At 41.9% G+C, this 19,470-nt stretch carries 14 protein-coding genes; 6 read left to right on the plus strand and 8 right to left on the minus strand.

The window, feature by feature from the left end:
* Positions 1–76 precede the first annotated feature (76 nt).
* The 3 genes from AC1XUD_RS18915 to AC1XUD_RS18925 all read right to left on the minus strand — a co-directional run bounded on the left by AC1XUD_RS18915 (position 77) and on the right by AC1XUD_RS18925 (position 3,121).
* Positions 77–1,096 (minus strand): proline iminopeptidase-family hydrolase, encoded by a 1,020-nt coding sequence (locus AC1XUD_RS18915; protein WP_483362608.1) that lies wholly within the window; start codon positions 1,094–1,096, stop codon positions 77–79.
* Between the two features lie 48 nt (positions 1,097–1,144).
* Positions 1,145–2,074, minus strand: a complete 930-nt coding sequence (locus AC1XUD_RS18920) for a sugar phosphate isomerase/epimerase family protein (protein WP_483362609.1) — start codon at positions 2,072–2,074, stop codon at positions 1,145–1,147.
* A 153-nt stretch (positions 2,075–2,227) separates the two neighbouring features.
* A complete protein-coding gene (locus AC1XUD_RS18925; RefSeq protein ID WP_483362610.1) occupies positions 2,228–3,121 on the minus strand; it encodes an alpha/beta hydrolase in 894 nt (297 codons plus the stop codon).
* A 323-nt stretch (positions 3,122–3,444) separates the two neighbouring features.
* Here AC1XUD_RS18925 and AC1XUD_RS18930 point away from each other — a divergent pair, with 323 nt between their 5' ends.
* The 4 genes from AC1XUD_RS18930 to AC1XUD_RS18945 all read left to right on the plus strand — a co-directional run bounded on the left by AC1XUD_RS18930 (position 3,445) and on the right by AC1XUD_RS18945 (position 8,871).
* A complete protein-coding gene (locus tag AC1XUD_RS18930; RefSeq protein WP_483362611.1) occupies positions 3,445–4,554 on the plus strand; it encodes an AI-2E family transporter in 1,110 nt (369 codons plus the stop codon).
* Positions 4,555–4,725: 171 nt separating this feature from the next.
* Positions 4,726–4,905, plus strand: coding sequence for a hypothetical protein (locus AC1XUD_RS18935; RefSeq protein WP_483362612.1), 180 nt, complete (start codon positions 4,726–4,728; stop codon positions 4,903–4,905).
* 27 nt (positions 4,906–4,932) lie between these two features.
* Positions 4,933–8,553: a cache domain-containing protein gene (locus AC1XUD_RS18940; RefSeq protein WP_483362613.1), complete on the plus strand. Its 3,621-nt coding sequence runs from the start codon at positions 4,933–4,935 to the stop codon at positions 8,551–8,553.
* 33 nt (positions 8,554–8,586) lie between these two features.
* Entirely contained in the window at positions 8,587–8,871 is a 285-nt protein-coding gene (locus AC1XUD_RS18945) for a hypothetical protein (RefSeq protein WP_483362614.1), read from the plus strand.
* 65 nt (positions 8,872–8,936) lie between these two features.
* On the opposite strand, the gene AC1XUD_RS18950 is transcribed toward AC1XUD_RS18945, so the two are convergent.
* The gene (locus AC1XUD_RS18950; protein ID WP_483362615.1) at positions 8,937–9,746 is read right to left on the minus strand and encodes a transglutaminase domain-containing protein; all 810 of its coding nucleotides are present in this window, start codon (positions 9,744–9,746) and stop codon (positions 8,937–8,939) included.
* 254 nt (positions 9,747–10,000) lie between these two features.
* On the opposite strand from AC1XUD_RS18950, the gene AC1XUD_RS18955 reads away from it, so the two are divergent.
* A complete protein-coding gene (locus AC1XUD_RS18955) occupies positions 10,001–10,681 on the plus strand; it encodes a ligand-binding sensor domain-containing protein (RefSeq protein ID WP_483362616.1) in 681 nt (226 codons plus the stop codon).
* Between the two features lie 42 nt (positions 10,682–10,723).
* Here AC1XUD_RS18955 and AC1XUD_RS18960 read toward each other — a convergent pair whose 3' ends face one another.
* From AC1XUD_RS18960 to AC1XUD_RS18975, 4 genes are all read right to left on the minus strand, one after another.
* Complete coding sequence (locus tag AC1XUD_RS18960; protein ID WP_483362617.1) at positions 10,724–12,976, minus strand: T9SS type B sorting domain-containing protein; 2,253 nt, start codon at positions 12,974–12,976, stop codon at positions 10,724–10,726.
* Positions 12,977–13,284: 308 nt separating this feature from the next.
* The gene (locus tag AC1XUD_RS18965) at positions 13,285–13,980 is read right to left on the minus strand and encodes a PDDEXK nuclease domain-containing protein (protein WP_483362618.1); all 696 of its coding nucleotides are present in this window, start codon (positions 13,978–13,980) and stop codon (positions 13,285–13,287) included.
* Between the two features lie 49 nt (positions 13,981–14,029).
* Positions 14,030–14,329, minus strand: a complete 300-nt coding sequence (locus AC1XUD_RS18970; protein ID WP_483362619.1) for a DUF1016 N-terminal domain-containing protein — start codon at positions 14,327–14,329, stop codon at positions 14,030–14,032.
* Between the two features lie 170 nt (positions 14,330–14,499).
* Positions 14,500–14,814 (minus strand): GntR family transcriptional regulator, encoded by a 315-nt coding sequence (locus tag AC1XUD_RS18975; protein ID WP_483362620.1) that lies wholly within the window; start codon positions 14,812–14,814, stop codon positions 14,500–14,502.
* A gap of 281 nt (positions 14,815–15,095) precedes the next feature.
* Between AC1XUD_RS18975 and AC1XUD_RS18980 the strand changes: the two genes are divergently transcribed.
* Positions 15,096–19,250: a hybrid sensor histidine kinase/response regulator transcription factor gene (locus AC1XUD_RS18980; protein ID WP_483362621.1), complete on the plus strand. Its 4,155-nt coding sequence runs from the start codon at positions 15,096–15,098 to the stop codon at positions 19,248–19,250.
* Positions 19,251–19,470 lie beyond the last annotated feature (220 nt).

The following is a 19,470-nucleotide window of genomic DNA, read 5'->3' on the forward strand; positions in this document are numbered from 1 at the left end:
AGTTTAATTCAACTGTACTTGAGTTTTCAAAGGGCTGAATGATTTTTTGATAATTCAACCACGCACAATTACCAGACTACATCTTCCCGGAATCAACATCCCTGATAAACTGAACAACACCTTCCATGAACACTTTCTGATCGTCCCACATAGCCAGGTGGCTTCCGTTGGGACAATATAGATAACGACCTTTTTGAACCAGTTTACTTTGTTCTTCCATCGCTTTTGGATCCATCGTGTCATGTTTCGCTCCGATCATCAGGGTTGGTTTTGCGATCTCTTTCAGTCTCTCTTTGATGTCCCATTTTGCTAGCCTGCCACTGATACCAAACTCGCTCGGGCCTTGCATCATCGTATACACGACGCCGTTTGCGTGCTTCATTGATCGATTAAATCCGTCCGGCCATTCTTTCAAACGACATAAATGTTCTTGATAAAAATTGGGGATGAGGAGCTCCATATAGCGCGGATTGGCAAAATCCTTTTTCGCCTCAATAGCTTTCACTTCGGCCAGGACTTCCGGCTTCATTTGTTTGGCAAGCACTTCTTCCGCATACTTTCCATATTCAGGAGCGCTTGCCATCATGTTGGCTACAACCAGACTCTTTAAGTTTTTCTGGTATTTCAAAGCATATTCCATACCCAGAATCCCTCCCCACGAATTCCCGATTACATAAAAATTGGTACTGTCGGCGCCAATTGCTTGCCGTACTTGCTCCACCTCTTCTACAAAACGATCGGTAGTCCAGAGCGTGCTGTCTGTTGGCTGGTCGCTATAATAAGAACCCAGCTGGTCGTATTCATAAAACTCAAAACCCTCTCTTTGAAAAAAGGTCTCGAAGCATTCCATATATTCATGCGTCATCGCAGGTCCACCGTGCAGCAACAATATCTTTATTTTAGGGTTCGTGCCGAATCGTTTCGTCCAGACTTTAAAATCACCAACAGGCGTCTTAATAGGAATCATTTTAACGCCTCCCGATTCTATTGAATCATTGTAGTTGAAATATTCAACGAGCGAAGACTCAACTGGAGTTGTTTTTTTCTGACAAGAGAAGGCTGCAAAAACGGATAGCAGGAGGATGAGTAAACGCATAGGTTCAATTGAAATAAATGTTGATAAATTAAGGTTGAAATCTGGAAATTACTTAGCTGTTTCCTTGTAATATCTAATGCTTTGAGTGACAGACGTCAGATTGTTTGGCTTATCCTGCTGATCTCGTTCAATCATCATATTTCCTGAAAATTTCTGACGTTTCAACTCCGCAAAAATCTCGGGGAATTTAATAATGCCAGTGCCCACTGTTACATCTTTTAATTTTGGGTTGTCATATTCGGCAATATCTTTCAAATGCATCGCAATGATATGGCCTGACAATTTTTTAATGCCTTCGGTCGGGTTAATACCCGATTTCGGCCAGTGACCCACGTCCGGGCAAGCACCCAAATTGGGGCGATTTTTTAAAGCTGCTAAAACAGAATCGGGGTGCCAATATTGGCTTGTACCTTTCCAGTGGTTGTGTAACGCCACTTTTATCCCATATACCCCTGCGAGGCTATCCACGCTGTTTAGCAGATTTACAGGGGGCTCAGCAGTAACATATTTTACCTTCAAATGTTTGGCTATTTCAAAATCCTTTACCCATTTATCAATCGTTTTTCCGCCGACAACATATATTGATTCCATTTTCAACCCGCTTTTTTCGATCGTCTTATACAATTTGTCCAAACCGGAAGCGGAGAGGTTCATGATCAGGCTGTCCTTCAGCTCCGGGCCTGCTTTTCCGAATGTATAGCCCTCGATATATGTTAAGCCCGCGGTTCTGACGAGCTCAAACTGCTCTTCCAACGGAGATGGATTAAATGTGTATAAGGCAATACCTAGTTTCCAGCCCGGGCCTTTTGTATGGTTAAGTCGTTCTTTCGTTTCATCGTTTTCATACTGCTTCTTTTCAACTTTAGTGTTTGAAGCATAAGCAGGAGCGATTGCCTTCGACACGTTTTGAGCAAAAACAGTAGAGACGCTTACATATGCACAGAGGATCAATGCCGTTTTTAACAATCCTTTTTTCATTGACGTTGGAATTTATATTCTTGATTTATAAACTGTTATATGCTTGTGTGGGTTGAATTTGATTTGCCATGAAGACACAAAGGGACTAAGGGTAAAGGGTGTCCCACGCTGTTGACATAATCGCTCTCTTTTGCATAACATTAAATTAATTTGTTATTTTCCAGACGGCAGATATCCGTTCAGTTTCAGCCAGTCACCAAAATGTTCGATCCAATTATCGGTGGGAATGCCGTTTTTACTCATACCAAACCCATGACCGCCTTTTTGATACATGTGCAATTCTGCGGGTTGTTTTGCTTCTAACCATTTTTCATAAATATGAACGCTGTGTGTCGCGAAGCCTAAGTTATCATCGCTTGCCGCCAACACATAAATTGGCGTGGTCGCTTTTGGGATTTTGTTACCGATAATCGCTTTCTCATATGCATAAACTGGTGCTATAAAATTCGGCCTGTTATCGTCGTTTGCGTTATATATCACCGACATCGTGACCGTCCCGCCAGCCGAAAAGCCCATGAATCCGATTTTTTGGGGATTAATTTTCAATTCTTTGGCATGGCTGCGGACATATTTTACGGCTGCTAAGCCGTCTGCCATGGCAAGAGGCACAACCGGGGCATTGATGGAATCCATTTTGGCAAAGTTGCCGCTCATAAGAAGTGGAAGCAATTCTTTGACAGGATCATCGGTTTCACTTTTCACGACTCTATATTTTAATACAAAAGCAGCCACACCTTTAGTATTGAGCCAATTAGCAACCTCAACTCCCTCGCTGTTAATCGATAATGTATGAAACGCTCCGCCCGGCGCAATGATAATGGCAGTTCCATTCGCTATTGAATTCGGAGGTAAATAGGCCGTGATAGTTGGGTCAGAAACATTGTAAATAACCTCGGTATTGAATGCATTTTTATTACTCCTTGCCTCACTCCAGGTCCAGGTTTCGGATCCGGGAGCCTTGCCTTCATAAAGACGAATAACCTGTTGGGCGAATGAGTGTTGTATAAAGACAAAAAATGCAGATACCAGCAAAATAGTTTTATTCATCTTAATCGATCGTTATACTGCTAATAATAAGCATTTTGTGGCTGATACTACTGATTTCTCCCGAGTTTGTTTGGGATCGGTCGAGGCGTATATAGTGATTGCTGGCAATGACGGGCTCATAGGACAGGATGCGCGGAAAGTTGGGAGGAACGCGTCCAGATATCACGGGAAATTATGAAGTTAAATTTATCTATCTTAATGGACAAAAGTTGCTGATAATAACGCCGGGGTCCAATGCAGGCATTATTCTTTTGTTAAGAAATATTAAACCAGTTTAGTTGATTTAACACAAAATTCAGATGGCCAAAATTTACAAGAGAAGGATGAAAAGTTTAGCAGAAGGCGAGGAGGAAGAGGTTGAAGCAGGGTATCCATTTTATATCAAAGCACCGCTGGTTATAATCGGCCTTTATTTATTTTTCCTAATTGCTTCGTTGCTTCAGGACGTATTCGTTCCATTTTCATTTGCCGGGTTAATAGCGATTTTGCTAAATCCTGTTTACGTATTTCTGGAAAGTAAAAAAGTAAACAAGATCCTGGCGATCATTCTCACCATTCTTTTGGCCGTTTTGGTAGTGGCCGGCATTATGTTTTTTCTTTCGGCGCAAATTGCGCAGTTTGGTGAAATGTTGCCACAGCTGGAAACCAAGTTTTTTACCCTGCTCCATGAAGGCCAGACCTGGATCACTGAACAATTTGGCTTGTCTGTGGCAAAGCAAACGAGTATGGTCAAGGATGCGATGAATGGAAGCAAAGCCTTTGTCGGCAAAACCCTGAATACTGTGATGGGGATGCTTACGTTCCTGGTACTGATTCCGTTGTACGTGTTTTTGTTGCTATTTTACAAACCTCTGCTTCTAAATTTTATTTTCGAAGTTTTTGAGGAAGATCATTCGGAGAAGGTTGCCGAAATATTACAGGAAACAAAAGGTGCAGTTCAGAGCTATATAGTCGGACTGATGATCGAAATGTCGATCATAGCAGTTCTCAACTCAACAGCGCTGCTTATTATCGGTGTCAAATATGCTGTTTTACTAGGAGTTATCGGGGCAATATTAAACCTGATACCATATATCGGCGGTATCATAGCCATCGCACTTCCTGTCCTGATGTCGTTGATAACAGGAGATAACTTAACAACGCCACTTCTTATCGTTGGAGCATATACGTTGATCCAATTTGTCGACAATAATGTTATCGTACCGAGAATTGTATCCTCCAAAGTCTCTGTTAATGCCTTGATATCGATACTGGTGGTACTACTCGGCGGAAATTTATGGGGGGTGAGCGGTATGTTTTTATCGATCCCATTTGTGGCTGTTCTGAAAATTATATTCGACCGGATTGAAGGCCTTAAGCCCTGGGGGAAATTATTAGGAGATAAAATGCCGACCGATTCGCCCGAGAAAGTGGTGAAGAAAGAGCAACTTTAAGGAAACCGCGGTGCTTTTTGTCGGGATGCGCCCCATATCAATTTAAAAACCTCCGGCAAAATAAAAAATGGAATAGCTGATTTAGGCTATTCCATTTTTTATGTCTTTTCCTCAAAAGCCCGTTTCAACTCGAGAGGGCCTCACGTTTGATGCCTGTATATTAAGGGAAAAATGAGTGCCCACTTTAGCAGGAATGTCAATATCCTTATGCACGAATTGACCCCTGCGCCGCTTCCTAAAATACTGAATTTTAAGTATTGTATTGGAAATCAGAAAGTTGGAAATTTTGACACTTATTCGTCCGATTATAGACCAGCTCAATATGAGATTGCTGGTCTGGACGAAGGTTAGTTTTGATAAAGTGAAAGCCCCCGCACTATGAAAGCGTTATCATTTTCCAAAGAAAGAATGCCATTTTTTTTGTCACTGATTGCGGTGATTGTCTTGGGCTGTCTGTATTATTTTGCCTACCTCCCAAAAAATGAATTGGATATAAATGAATGGAAGTTCAGAACGCTAAGGAAAATAGATAAGAATTTTCATTCAAAGATTGATGGCGGTCACAGGCAAATTGAGACATATCTGAAAAACGACATTTTAACAAATATGTCAGGCCAAGAGCTCGAAAAACTAAATGATTTTCTTGGAAAGCAACGAACTGCTAATTTTCCCATTGGCTTTATCCGGCCAATTGGTGCTGATATATTTAAAAACGGAGAGGAATTTGGTATTTGGCAAGGTTTCATGTCAAGAGACAAAAGTAAGCAAAGGATTCTAATGACAAAGGAGTCAGAATTTAATTCCTCAAAGAAGAAACTGACACTAATTGGATGGAGGTATATAAATGAAAAAGGCGGCTACGAATTACGGCTTAACTATGATATTGAGAATTTTATAAAACCGATCCTGCCATTAAATGTATTTGATGGATATATAGTTATCGGAGATGATCAAGTATTGTTTGAAAGCTTTGCCTCGGGAATGGATGTCAAGCGGGACAGTACATTAAAGCCTGACGGTAATTTGACGGGTGCTTCAATTATCGATAGGGAATTCGGTGGTATAAAATACAGATGTTTCGTCCAGCCAGTCAGGGTCGATGGCAAGTCGAATTTCCTCGTTGTGGGTCTTCTGTCCCAGGATCACTTTTTTCATGCAAAGACCCGATTGCCACCGAGACTAATTCTATTTCTCATAACAATCTTTACGCTTATTCTCGTAACATTCCCGATTTTGAAACTATTCCAGTTGGTGGAAGAAGATCAGTTATCGTTATCAGATGCGCTCTCTGTGATGATAGTTACAATGTTTCTAATGTCTATTATATTTTTAATTTTTATCAAGTACAGTGGCGTATGCGATAATCCAACCACGCCCAAAAAGAAAGTTTTAGCTGAAAATATTAAATCGGAATATATCAAAGAAATTACTTCAAACTTTGAAATACTTCATCTTCTGGATAAGTTGGGTACTGCTCCCGCTTTCAAAAAGGATTTTATAACCGTAGTCAAAAATAGGAAATTCACGAATCAGGAAGACGACCTAAAAAAGATATACAATTTGGCAAAAGATATCGATCTGGATCGGGCCTATTGGATGAGGTCGGATGGAGAGGAATTCAGAACCTGGACATCAAGCAAAGATTATCCGCTGTTTAAAGGGAATTTTAAAGAGCGGCCGTACTTTCAAGGAATTACTAATAACATGCCTTACAGGCTTGCATCGCGTGCTGATTCAGCATTCTATACCCAGCCGTTTGTGTCTTGGGTCTCAGGAAAGTTTCTGACAAATATCTCGATAAAATCCCGACTTGGTGATACTACCGTGGCGTCCATTTCTTTCAAATTAAAAAGTTTGAGGCATGCAAAATTGCCACCCATTTACAACTTTGCGGTTGTAAGTCAGGATGGGAAGGTGCTTTATCATTCTGATAGTACCAAAAACCTTAATGAGAATTTATTTGAAGAATTTTCTGCATCAGATGAACTAAAATATTCCATAAGCTCCGGATCAGAGGATGCATTTAATACCCAATACTATGGGAATGAATATAGTGTGATTGTTAGTCCAATTGGTGGCGGAGTTCCATATCATTTAGTTATACTTGAAGACCTTGTATTTGATGAATATCGCGACGTGAACGTTTTTGGTTTTACAATATCAATGCAACTTCTGATATTCCTCTTGGTGGTGATTCAGATATTAATCGTATTTTTTGCTTCTGCAAAACCTTCAATTTATAAGAATAAGATATTTGACACAGATTGGATTGGTCCCAGGGAATCCAGCAATTTGGAATATATTATTTCAACGGGCTTTAATGTTTTTATTTGTATATCGATTTGCTTCTTTCCGTTCCAAACATTTTTGTCGCGAATATTTATGCTGCTAGCGGGAATCACCGCGATACCCGTGTTTTTGAATATACTTTTTGTTCAGAAGTTTTCCAATAGTGATGTTCCGTCGTCATGGTATAGAAAGCGGGCTGGTGGATGGGGCGCGTTTGTTTTACTAATTATAAATGTAGTGGCATTTGGAAGTCTTGATGAATCAAGGTGGCGTTTTTTTATTTTTGAAATTACTTGTATCGCTCTACCCGCTTTTATATTTCTGGTTATTCATAAAAAATTGGCGCCAGGTAATTTAGCTGGAAGTATGATCCGAAAGATAAATTTCGGAGGAAGTTATGCCGCCGTATTATTTTCCTGGATGCTGGTCGTTATGGGACTGCCAATTCTGGTATTTTTTAGGGGCTCCTATGATTACGATCAGCACGTGGTAGCTCGCTTCAACCACGTTCGGGCGGCGGAAGCCAGTTTACAGGAGGCGACTGGAAAGACCAATGATCGTAATCGATTTTTCAATCGCCCGATGTCGGACAGTTTGACTGATTTTATTTACAGAGATGGAAGATGGATTTCGAGCGTGTCCTTTTTGAAAGAACATACGAGTTTGAAACATCATGACGAACCGGATCGTAAAGAGAATCTACGGTTTATTTCTTTAATACAATTTTTTCATATTTACCGAAGCGAAAGAATGCCGGGGGCGATTAGTTTGAACAGATCTGCGGCTGGCAATTTTAAGTTTAATGATTTAATGGAGCGTGTCGCTTCGATTGATGAGCCAACCGTTACCCGCCTCAAATTATCCGATAGAATATTGAGTATTCGTTCTTCAGCACTTAATTTTCATCTTCCCGGTTTTTCCAGCCCGCTAACGATATCATGGTGGATACTGTTTTTCCTTGCTTTGGCTGGCTTGTATTTTGTTTTTAGTCGCCTCATTAAGAAGATATTCGCAATAGGAGTAAGAACGGGGATATCTGCTGACTTTTATCATGACGAACTGGAAAAATGCCTTAAAACAAATCACGTTTATCTTGTAGGATATCCCGGTATTGGAAAGTTTGACTATATCGAACAACTGCTTGATAATGATCAGCTTGTGGGTTATAGTCGTATTGTTTTTGACTTCTCGCAAACAATTCAACCGGACGGGGAGGTAGAGAAGGCAGTGTGGGATAGCCAATTGGACGAATGTTATAATGACAAATATGAATTGATTATTTTACGTCATTTCGAACATGGCTTCAACAATATAAAGGCCATTCATTTTAAGCTGATGTTGCTGGAAAATCTATTGCTGAGAGCTGCAAATTCCAGGCTATTGATTCTGTCGACCATAAGTCCTGATATGATGATTGACATCGTTTGTAAGTCGGAAGCAAATAACCACGATAGTCAGACGGTTAGTCGCTGGCATACGGTCCTGGGTGCTTTCAAGATGCAGCTGGATCAGATCTCGGAATCTAAAACGAATCGTCAGTGCAATAGGGAATGCAGGGAAGATCCTTTATATGAGTCACTTGTATCGGATCACCACTTTTATTTTACCATCTGGCAATCTCTCAGTAAGGAGGAGAAATTTATGATTTATGACCTCGCAGAGGATGGGATCATGAATACCTATGATAAGTATACGCTCGCTTTGCTCTAGAGAAAGGGACTGATTGTGAAAATGGACGGCAGAATGAAATTGTTTAAGCCAGCGTTTCGTGGTTTTGTGATGGTTGGTCTTGGCGGGCTCGAGATGGGCAAGCTCATTGAAAAAATCAACGATAACAGCCATTGGAACAGAATTCGAATGCCTCTTATCATGATTTCGCTTGCGATTCTGATTTTCATCGTCTCCTCTCAGCATGAAACAAGCACCAAACTGATCACAACATTGGGTGCCCTGTCGGCCGCAATTCCAACGTTAATTAATTTTCTGTCGACGCTAGGCGGAGTAAGTGGAAATAAAAAAGCGGCCTAAGTGTCATCAAATAAATAAATTCTGTAATTGGACAGGAAAATTAACCCTGTCCAATTTGAAATCTATTAATTCGTAGCAGGCTCAGCCTCCAGCAGCTGAACTTCCACATGTAGCGATTGTAAAGTTGCATTCCCGTATTGGGTAATCATCGCCACGTCGGCCGCGTCGCGTCCATGGGCAATTTCTATTCGGTAACCCTCGGTAACTTCCTGAACCGCATCGAAAGTATACCATTCGCCGCCTATATATACCTCAAACCAGGCATGCAGGTCCATGTCCTGCAGCTTGTCGAGATAACCCACTGTCATTCTTGCTGGTATGCTCAGACTTCTACAAAGTGCAATCGCCAAATGGGTAAAATCGCGACAAACCCCAATCCGGTTCTGGGCGAGGTTCAAAGCTGTTGTACTCGAGTCGGTTACGCCATATTGGTACTTCACGTTTTTGTGAATCCATTTTCTGATTTCTTCGACCTGATCATATCCAGGCACAAAATTCCCTGCGATTTCCATTGCCAGTTTGCTTATTTCAGGCAAATCAGACTCACAATAGCGACTAGGAAGGATATAATGCATTACTTCGTCCGGCAGATTGCCAACGAGCATATATTCAGGAACTGGAAAAGGAATTGGTTTTGTGGGGCCGACCTGAGCCTGCACTTCCGTTGTGATAGTAACCTGACCCACTGGTAGTATAAAACGCTGACACGGGTTCCCGTACAAATCTGTGTATTCCGAAAATTCCACCGGCGGGTTAATATTGAAACCTTCCTGCAAAATTGATTGCCCCGATTGACGACGTGGACGTAGCATAGTTGTAACATTCGTAGGAGAATATACATCATATGTGAAGGTGCTTCTTCCTTTGATCTTCATAAAAATTTCGACTTAAATAGGATGATTGATATTAACTCAGGCGATATAAAAACCTGTGCCAGAATATGGAAATGAAATATCAAATCATTCCGCTCCGTATTCATAAAAAACATGTGATATTAAAATATTTTTTTGAACTACTTTTTACCTTAAACAGATGAGTATAACCCATATATAAGTTGTTAAATCCGAAAGAATATCGGTAAAGTAATATCTTGCGACTTACGGGATTTTACCGGTAACACCTGAATTTAATGAGAGGATGGAGGACATATGACTGTGCAAGATATATCGGAACGAAGTCCGTTTGTTGCGTGGTTTTATGTCTATTCAGGGTTTTATTTGCTACCGGCGACGGTCTGAATAAATACGATGGAGCTTCCTTTAAAATCTACCACCACGATCCGGGCGACTCCACATCTCTTGGTAGTGACGACCTAACCTGCGTGCTGGAGGATTCGAAGGGGCGTTTTTGGGTGGGAACACGCAACCATGGGCTCGATCTTTTTGATCGGGAAAATAACATTTTCCATCATATCCGACACAGGGGAAAGAATAGTATCCGATCTGATAATATCCTTGGAATTGTGGACGATAAGCGCGGCACGCTATGGATTCGTACAAAACAGGGTATTGACAGGCTTAATGTCTCCAGGATATCGCCCAAAACCAAATCGGTTTATAAACCCAGTTCCTTTCCATCGCTTCAATTTTCGTTTACCCCCATTCATGTGGATGCTGCTCAGGAGGATATAGATACGCTACCGCGGATTAGGTCGTTGGGTGATTATTCTATCAAAATATTCAAAAGGCTGGATCCAATCTGCCATCCTTATATAACGCGATTCCGGCAGCGAATGCTTCGGCTTCCTTTTCTGACTTGCTGCGCAGGTAGGCATAGTTCCGTAAATAATATATATATCAGAAGAAAGTAATGACCGCCAGTAGTTCTAACATAAATTGTAACGCCTTGAAAATTACCTCACCAACATCAAAGAACCTGTTGCCAGGGTTGACTTGTTATCGGCAATTCTGTAGACATAAACTCCCGCAGGTAAGATCACTCCCTGAGAAGTTCCGTCAAATGGCACGGCATACCCCTTTGAAGAAAAGACAGCAACTCCCCATCGATTATATATTACTACTTCCAGTTCAGGGTACAAGTCTGTGCCTTTAAGCTCCCAGGTTTCATTAATTCCATCACCATTAGGCGAAAAAATATCCGGGACGGAAATATGAGAATTAAGCTTCACATTGACAGATACTTCCAGTGCGCATCCTTGCGAGTCAGTAATCGTTGCGGTATATACCTGATTGTCTGTTGGCGTGGCAAGTGGGTTCGGAGAGTTTGGATTGTCCAGATAATCAGACGGAAACCAATCGTATAGGTAGTCGTTGAGCTCGTCGTTACCGATGTAAACACTGCCTCCCTTTTGAACGGTTACTTCCGGGGCAATATCTACTTTTGGTAAGGCATATACCTGAACCGTTTCGGTAGCAGACACACTTGGACAAGACCCTGTCCCCGTGACTGTATATTTAACCTCGTGAATTCCCACGCCAGCAATCTTGGGGTCGAAATTATCTCCTGCCACACCTGGCCCACTGAACGTACCGCCGGAGGGAAACCCCGCCATCTGAACGGGAGAGTGCTCAGCCCCACAGATAGCTAGTATCGGGATGATATAAGGAGTAACAGATTCGGTTAGCGTGATGGCCAGCGTATTGGAGTTATTCAAGCAACCAGCGGGATCGGTTATCTGCACAGTGTAGCTTCCGCTTTCTTTGACGTAAAGCTGGGCATCACTCCCTTCGATCGGCAGGTTATCCCTGCTCCATAAATAGTGGTAATCCGGCTTGCCGTCCGTTGAGGAAATTAACAAAGAATCGCCGGGACAGAAAGAGGTGGTATTATTGGCCGTACTAATGATAGCAACCGGAATTTCACCCTTTTCAATGTCGACAGTATCAGAAAAAGATTTGCATCCATCTGAATTATCCGTTACGACCAGCCAATATTTACCCTGGGTTGTTGCCTGAACAACTTCTCGTTCACCCGGGGCAATTACGCCGTCTTTGTACCACTCAAAGCCGTAATTGCCATTTATAGGAGCATATAGGTCAAATTGTCCTCCATTTTCGCATATAAGCGGAAAGCCGTCGTATTTTAGCTCGAAAGTTGGTTTTGATACGTCGACCAGGATTTTTTGGGACTTCCCCGATTTGGAACAGTTTGAAACAGAGGATATATATAGCTGATATTCACCTTCTTCCGAAACTTCCAACGTCGACTTATTGGCACCTTCAATATTTCTGCCATTTTTTTTCCACTGGTAGTTCCAGTTAGGATCGACTGTAGAAGTTAGGCGTATAGTATTTCCCGCACAGATGGATGCCTCGGTGGCGGCTTGTCCATTGATGTACGCTATCGGATCGGGGAGAATCGCCGGCGGACAATCTACCACATATAGCTGATAATCTCGTGCCACTGAACCTATAACAATACCATCACGCAGTTCCTCCACCAAAACAGAAAATGCGAAAAGGCCTAATTTATTAGGAACGACGAAAAGCTCTCCGGTTTTGGCGTCGATCTGTAGGCCTGGAGTCCCCGAAATTGCATTGGTTGCGCTATATCCTGTTTCCCATTGATTGGGATTGAAGCCTTCCGGGTCGCGCATCTTGTACCGCAATTCATCGCCGTCTTCGTCAACGGCGTCAAAAGGGAAATTAAACGGTTCTCCAATGCAAAGGTAGGCTCCGTCTATTTCGTTAAAAGAGGGCGTCGAATCGAGAAAGGGCTTACCATCTTTAGTAAGTGGAGGAAAATAGGTAATCAATATCGTTTCTAATACAAATGGGGTTTTCAGGTTGGTTATGGCATTATTCCTGCAGCAATCTGTCCATTTTATGTAATAGCCTTGAGGGTGGGCGTACTTCGAAGGGTCCAATGTCACAATGCTTTCGTAGTGAACAAACGATGTTTTAAGGCGGCGGGATTCTGTACAGGCTTCGTTTTCGTATAAGACTTGTTTTTCAGAAACCCGGGGAAGCTTTAATTCTATTATTTTTTGATCACCAAATTTTCTGAAAATAGTGACCTCAAGCTCTGGAGCTGATCCGAGCCCAATGGCTTCGTCTATATATACTTTTAAGGTGATCTTATATTTCCCGGGCTGTTTTTCAAGCGCTTTCATCTCAATATTTCCACCCATGATGTGAGTTGCCATCCCTTTTGCACCACAAATGCATAAGAAAAAGATCAGAAGGAGTGTACGTAAGAAATGTAACATACCTGATAACGAATAAAGGAGGTGAATTTATAACGCTGAGCTCCCACAAATTAAAACAATCGAACTGAAATTTTGTAGCTGAAAAGGTACTTTTCGGAGAATAGCACATTATTATTTGATACAGAGAAATTCAACAGTGAAATGTCCAACATTTTCAAGCAAACAACGGATGGGATGTAGGTATTTGGGGATCCGTCTGGACTAGGACTAATTCTTGGAATTTTGTATCCTGATTTTCGTCGGTATTAAGACGACTGCTGATTGTTATTTTGTATCTTACTATCTATCAGTGTTCTCTCACGTTCAATTTCGGCGATAAGTTCTTCTTCAGATGGTAGGAAAAGTCGGTATCGGGTGGCGAAAAGCTGTTCATTTCCCTTGAGAATGGAATATTTGACAACGGTCTCTTCTTTTTCGCTGCATAATATGATACCAATCGTTGGATTGTCTCCTTCTGTTCTTTGCAGATCGTCAAACATGCGGATGTACATATCCATCTGGCCCGTATCCTGATGTGAAAGCTTGCCGGTCTTAAGGTCGAACAGGACGAAACATTTCAGAATGTAATTGTAAAATACGAGGTCAATATAAAAGTGAGAGGTTTCGGTGCTGATGCGGAACTGACGACCCACAAATGAGAAACCTTTTCCGAGTTCCAGAAGGAAGTGCTGCAGGTTTTGAATCAGGGACGACTCTATATCGCGCTCATTCGCCATGAAAGGTTGAGGGATATTCAGGAATTCGAAAACATATGGATCTTTGATGAAGTCGTCAAGCGTATGTTTCGTGGCAGCAGATGTAGGCTTTTTGTTTTCCTTTGACGACAGTATCCTCTCAAAGTAAAAGGTGTTGATATTGCGCTCTAGAACGCGGCTACTCCATTGTTGATCAGCAGCCTCATTTACGTAGAAGTTTCTGGCAGAAACATTTTCCACTCTCATAATCAGGCGGTAATGTGTCCATGAGAGCTCTTTCCTTAAACCGCCCAAACTAAAGATGGACGAGTCGGAAGCCAATTGAGGTGTCTGGGAACGTTTGGTAAAACTGCCGAAAATTTTTGAGGTTGGCGTACGAAAAACCTTTGCCGAAGTCGCCTGAAAGTGATATTGAGAGTTCTTTCAGCAAGTAATCTCCATACTTTGCCCTATGTTCTCCTCGCTGTTCTTCTTCAACAATTCGCTTTCCCACTTGCCAATATGCCTGAACCATTGCAAAATTCACAGCCTTGTAAGCCTGCTGTCTCGCATTAGTAAGAATAACTCTGACGTCATTTACCAACGATTTTTCCATTTGTCGACGAACATTAAAAAAGGTTAAGACCTATGTCGTCGATATTACTGACTTCCTGATGTGGAAGTCACAGAATCAATGGAATTGAGGTGATAAAATTGGTGTCTACATAACACGAATAGGCAACAAGGTGCCTGAAATGCATATTGTGCTGCAGATGTAAGGATATGTCAGCCAAATAAAGCCCGAAACATCACAGTATCTCCAATTGGTTGATTGTCAGTAGTTTCCTTTGTGATATAATAACATTTTCCATGAAATGCAGATACTACACCCATCTTTCGCAGAACAAAAAAAGCTTTTTCAACCGTTGCACGTGACACGTTGTAATATCGGCTGATCTGGTTGATAGACGGACAGATATCACCACCTTTCAGGGTTTTCTGCTCGACAGCGTTAGAGATCGCCGCCACCATCTGATGGTATATCGGCGTGGGGAGACTTTTATCGATCGTCAGAATCTTTTCAAAGAGGTTATTTTCCATGGGTTCAGTAAGTCTTCTTATGTTTGCAAGATTCAATATACTGTCAAAAATTCCGGTAAGTTTTTTCAATATATCGTTTGGACGTAATAATCGACGAATCGCCGGAATGGATAGACGGTTGCTAATATTGTTTAGCTCATAATTTCTACTTGAAAAAAACGGTTCGAATTCCTGATTCAAATATTCTAACTTTGGAATATGTGTAATAAAATGTTCTCGACGGACTTGTGGTAGACTGGAAAATTAAACGGTTCTCTTTCAAAAATTTACTCTGGTTGGTGATGTGTTGCCTTGGCGTTTTTCCTGTCTGGGCGAATGAAAACGGAAGAGTATTAAGATATTCCTTGAAGGAAGGCCTGTCATTTGGCATCGTGAACAGCATTGTTCAGGATAAGAAAGGGCTCATGTGGTTTGGTACAGGTGACGGTCTCAATCGGTTCGACGGCACCTCGTTCAAAGTATTCAAAAATAATCCTGATGACCCCAAAACGGTATCAGGTAACTATATCAAAACGGTTTTTGTAGATACCGAAGGAAAAATCTGGACTACTTCACGAAATGGATTGAATGAATACATTGAAGAAACGGAATCATTCAAATTGCACAAGCCCATACCAGCTCGAAACAGCTTGGGGAGTGATATCAGTGATATTTCTCAAGCGAGAGATGGGAATCTGTGGATTTCCCTTAACGGTTCCGGTATCGCGCTTTATAATAAAAAGACGGCTGCCTTCACCTATTATAACCAGAAAAGCACCCCACATCTTGCCTCCAATTCAATACTAAACGCCTTTGAAGATTCGCAAGGACTGCTTTGGCTCGGGACACGTGACTATGGAATTGAGGTTTTTAAACTGACTAAAAACAGACAGGTCGTCAACGCTGACCTTAATCTGAGTGCCATTCCTTCTACTCGAATCAACGGTATCTATGAAGATCATCTTCACAATATCTGGATCGCTTCGGCAAAAGGACTTATTTTATTTAAACGCAACGAGGGCAAATTTTACGTATTACATGTAGCAACCAATAGTCAAAGTGATATTTATCTTTCATTATTGGAAAACGATCGCCACCAGTTGCTCATCGGTGTTCAGGACGGCGGGTTGTATAGCCTGGACCTGGCCCAAGTGAAGGATCGGCAACCGGCATCTTTTGCATTTGAGAAAGTTAATGATAGTCACAATCAAGGCATTACGCAACGTTCGGTCCAGTCGATTTATATGGATAAGGACCGGAACATATGGGCCGGAACTTATGGAGAGGGGGTATACCTGATCAGTCGGATACCGGAGAAATTTCGAAAATTTGAAAAGAAGATTCGCGACGACCGGGCTGAGAGTTATCTTCGTTATTATGGGATATGCCTTGATAATGAGGGATATATGTGGTTGGGTACGGATGGCGATGGTATATATAAAACCAAAAGCTCGGGCGAGGTCGTAAAACATTATACTGCCAGTAACGCTCCCGGTGGGCTTTCTGACGGTGCGGTCATCGCTGCGTACCGCGACAGCGGGGGAGATCTTTGGTTCGGCTCCTATTCAAAAGGAGTCTTCTTATATAACCCCAAAACCGATTCGTTTAGACAATTCTCTAATACCCCGAACGATCCATCGAGTCTGGCCAAAAATGATGTCAGGGTTATTTTTGAGGATAGTCGAAAAGAAATTTGGGTTGGGACCAATGGAGGAGGTTTGAGTAAAATGGATCGTAAGACTGGCAGGTTTGTCAATTATCTCACTACCAATAGTAGCATCAATTCCAACGACGTCCGTGCAATAGTTGAAGACCGCAATGGAAATTTATGGATCGGAACTTACGGAGGCGGGCTCAACTACCTGAATGTGAAAACGATGCAGTTTCAATCGTATTTCAATGATCCTGCTAAAGCGGATTTTCTGTCAAACCGCATCATTTTTTCACTCTATTTTGATAAAGCTGAAAGGTTATGGGTTGGCTCGGAAGGGAATGGGTTGCTGGTTTATGATACAAAAGGAAAGAAAACGATGCATTTCACAACCAGAAACGGTCTTGCGAATGACGTTATCTATGCCATTATGCCGGAAGACAATAATAAGGTGTGGATTAGTACCAATAAAGGACTTTCACGGATCACTTTGTCGAACAACCGAATAGAAAATTTTGACCAGAGTAATGGGTTACAGGCTGGGCAGTTCAATCCCAATTCCGCGCTTTATAATTCCCGGGAGAAGTCGATGGTGTTTGGTGGGACAGAAGGTTGGAACTTGTTTTTTCCTGAATACATTGCGCCGTCTGCTTATAAGCCAAAGGTGATGATCACGGGGCTTCAGTTGTTTGGTCAGGATATTGAAGTGGGCGATATGAGAGACGGAAGGGTGATATTGGACCGGCAAATTAGTGAGCAGCAGGAAATTGTGCTGGAACCTTCTCAGTCGGTTTTTTCAATCCAATATACCGCACTAAACTACGCATATCCAGACGGAAACAGCTTTGCCTACAAACTGGATGGTCTTGACCGGGATTGGAATTATGTTCAGAATGAGCGATCCGCGACCTACCGATATTTGCCGGCAGGTTCTTATACCTTCAGGGTAAAATCAGCTAATCAGGATGGTGTTTGGTTTGAGGATTTTGCATCGTTGAAAATTCATGTATTACCTCCCTGGTATCAAACATGGTGGGCATATTTGCTATATATCAGCGTTTTAGCGCTGGTCTTTTATTATTACCAGCAATATAAGATACGTCAGGCGAGGTTGAAATATGAAGTTCAGCTAGCTCATTTTGAAACTCAGAAGGAAAAGGAAGTAAATGAGAAAAAGCTCGCGTTTTTCACCAGTATTTCTCACGAATTCCGAACCCCTTTGACACTGATTATCAATCCGGTGAAAGAATTGTTGCAAAAGGCAAATGGCAAAAGTGAAGAGGATAAGAGCCTCACAATCGTTTATCGTAATGCCAAAAGACTGCTAAGTTTGGTGGACCAACTGTTACTCTTCCGAAAGGCGGAGCAGGGTGCAGACAAACTGAAACCAGCAAAGCAGAATATCGTCGATTTAGCCAGGGAAGTGTTTCAATGTTTTACACATCAGGCTGAACAGAAGCATATTACATACCAATTCATTTGTGAAAGTGAAAGTGTGGATATCGTGGTAGATCGAGAGAAAATCGAAATTGCGCTCTTTAATCTGGTGTCTAATGCCATTAAATATACCCCAGTCAATGGTTCGGTCAGCCTGGAAATTACGGACCTGGGCGAGCAGGTACAGTTGTTCGTTCGTGATTCAGGACAAGGTATATCAAAAGAGGCTGGCGATCAGGTATATTCCGTCTTTCATCAGTTTCAGGATAACCGGTTTCCCTCAAAAGGAGGGTTTGGAATCGGATTGTTTTTAACAAAAGCTTTTGTGGAAAGCCATTTTGGCACTATATCCTATGACTCGGAAATGGGGAAAGGTACACTTTTTAAGGTGTTGCTTTGGAAAAATCATGCAAACCTGATGGAGCAAGAGGGGTTGGAGCATAATGCTGAAAATAACTCGGTTCTATTGGGTGAGCTATCTGAGGACGATATCCTGCTGACGTCTTCCACTATATCAAAGCATCAATTGGTGGTCGACGAACTAAGTTCAGACACCAAAACGATGCTGATCGTCGAGGACGATGAAGATATCAGGCAGTATATCGGGCAGGCATTTGCTGATAAATTTAAGTTATTACAAGCGGAGAGCGGGGAGGAAGGGATTGCGCTGGTTCGGAAACATCTGCCTGATATTATCATCAGCGATGTAATGATGAACGGGATCAGTGGAATTGAAATGTGTCAACAGATCAAAACAGACATGTCGCTGAGCCATATCCCCGTGATTTTGTTGACGGCGAGCACTTCGCAGGAAACACGACTTAAAGGAATTGAAGGCGGTGCGGATGACTATATCAGCAAACCTTTCGACAAGACGCTGCTTATGGCCCGGGTGGGCGCTATTTTGAAAAACCGCAATGACCTTCAACGGTATTTTTACAATGAAATAACCCTCCAGACAAGCGACTTCAAAATCTCATCAGAATATAAGGAGTTCCTGAAAGAATGTATTCGAGTAGTCGAAAATCATTTGACTGACCCTTCTTTTTCCATCAAAGTTTTGGCCGCGGAAATTGGCATGAGTAACTCGACTTTATACAATCGCATCAAGTCCATATCCGGCCAGTCGACCAACAGCTTTATTCGTTTTATTCGCCTTCGTCGCGCAGCCCAAATTTTGATCACTACGGATATCACCATTTCGGAGGCAGCATATCAGGTAGGTATCAATGATATCAAATATTTCAGAGAGAATTTCCAAAAACTGTTTGGTATGAAACCCTCGGAATATGTGAAGAAATTTAGAAATACGTTCCATGACAATTATCAGGTAAACCGCGGAGTTTTTCAGAATAAATTGGATAATTGACCGATCCGTTTGAAAAATTCACGGTAAAAGCGCCCGATTTTTAGAAATCGGGCGCTTTTTGTTGATATACCCCCTTTTTAATATGAAAATGTCCCCCGCCCCTCAGATACAAATAATCATACTTTTGATTGGTCGATTCATAAAATCGGCTGGCGTGTTACAGCAGTGTTATTATTCCAAGATTGCCTTCATTCTGGTTATTTCAAGAATACGAAACATT

Source organism: Dyadobacter sp. HNCC25DJ184, assembly GCF_056895215.1.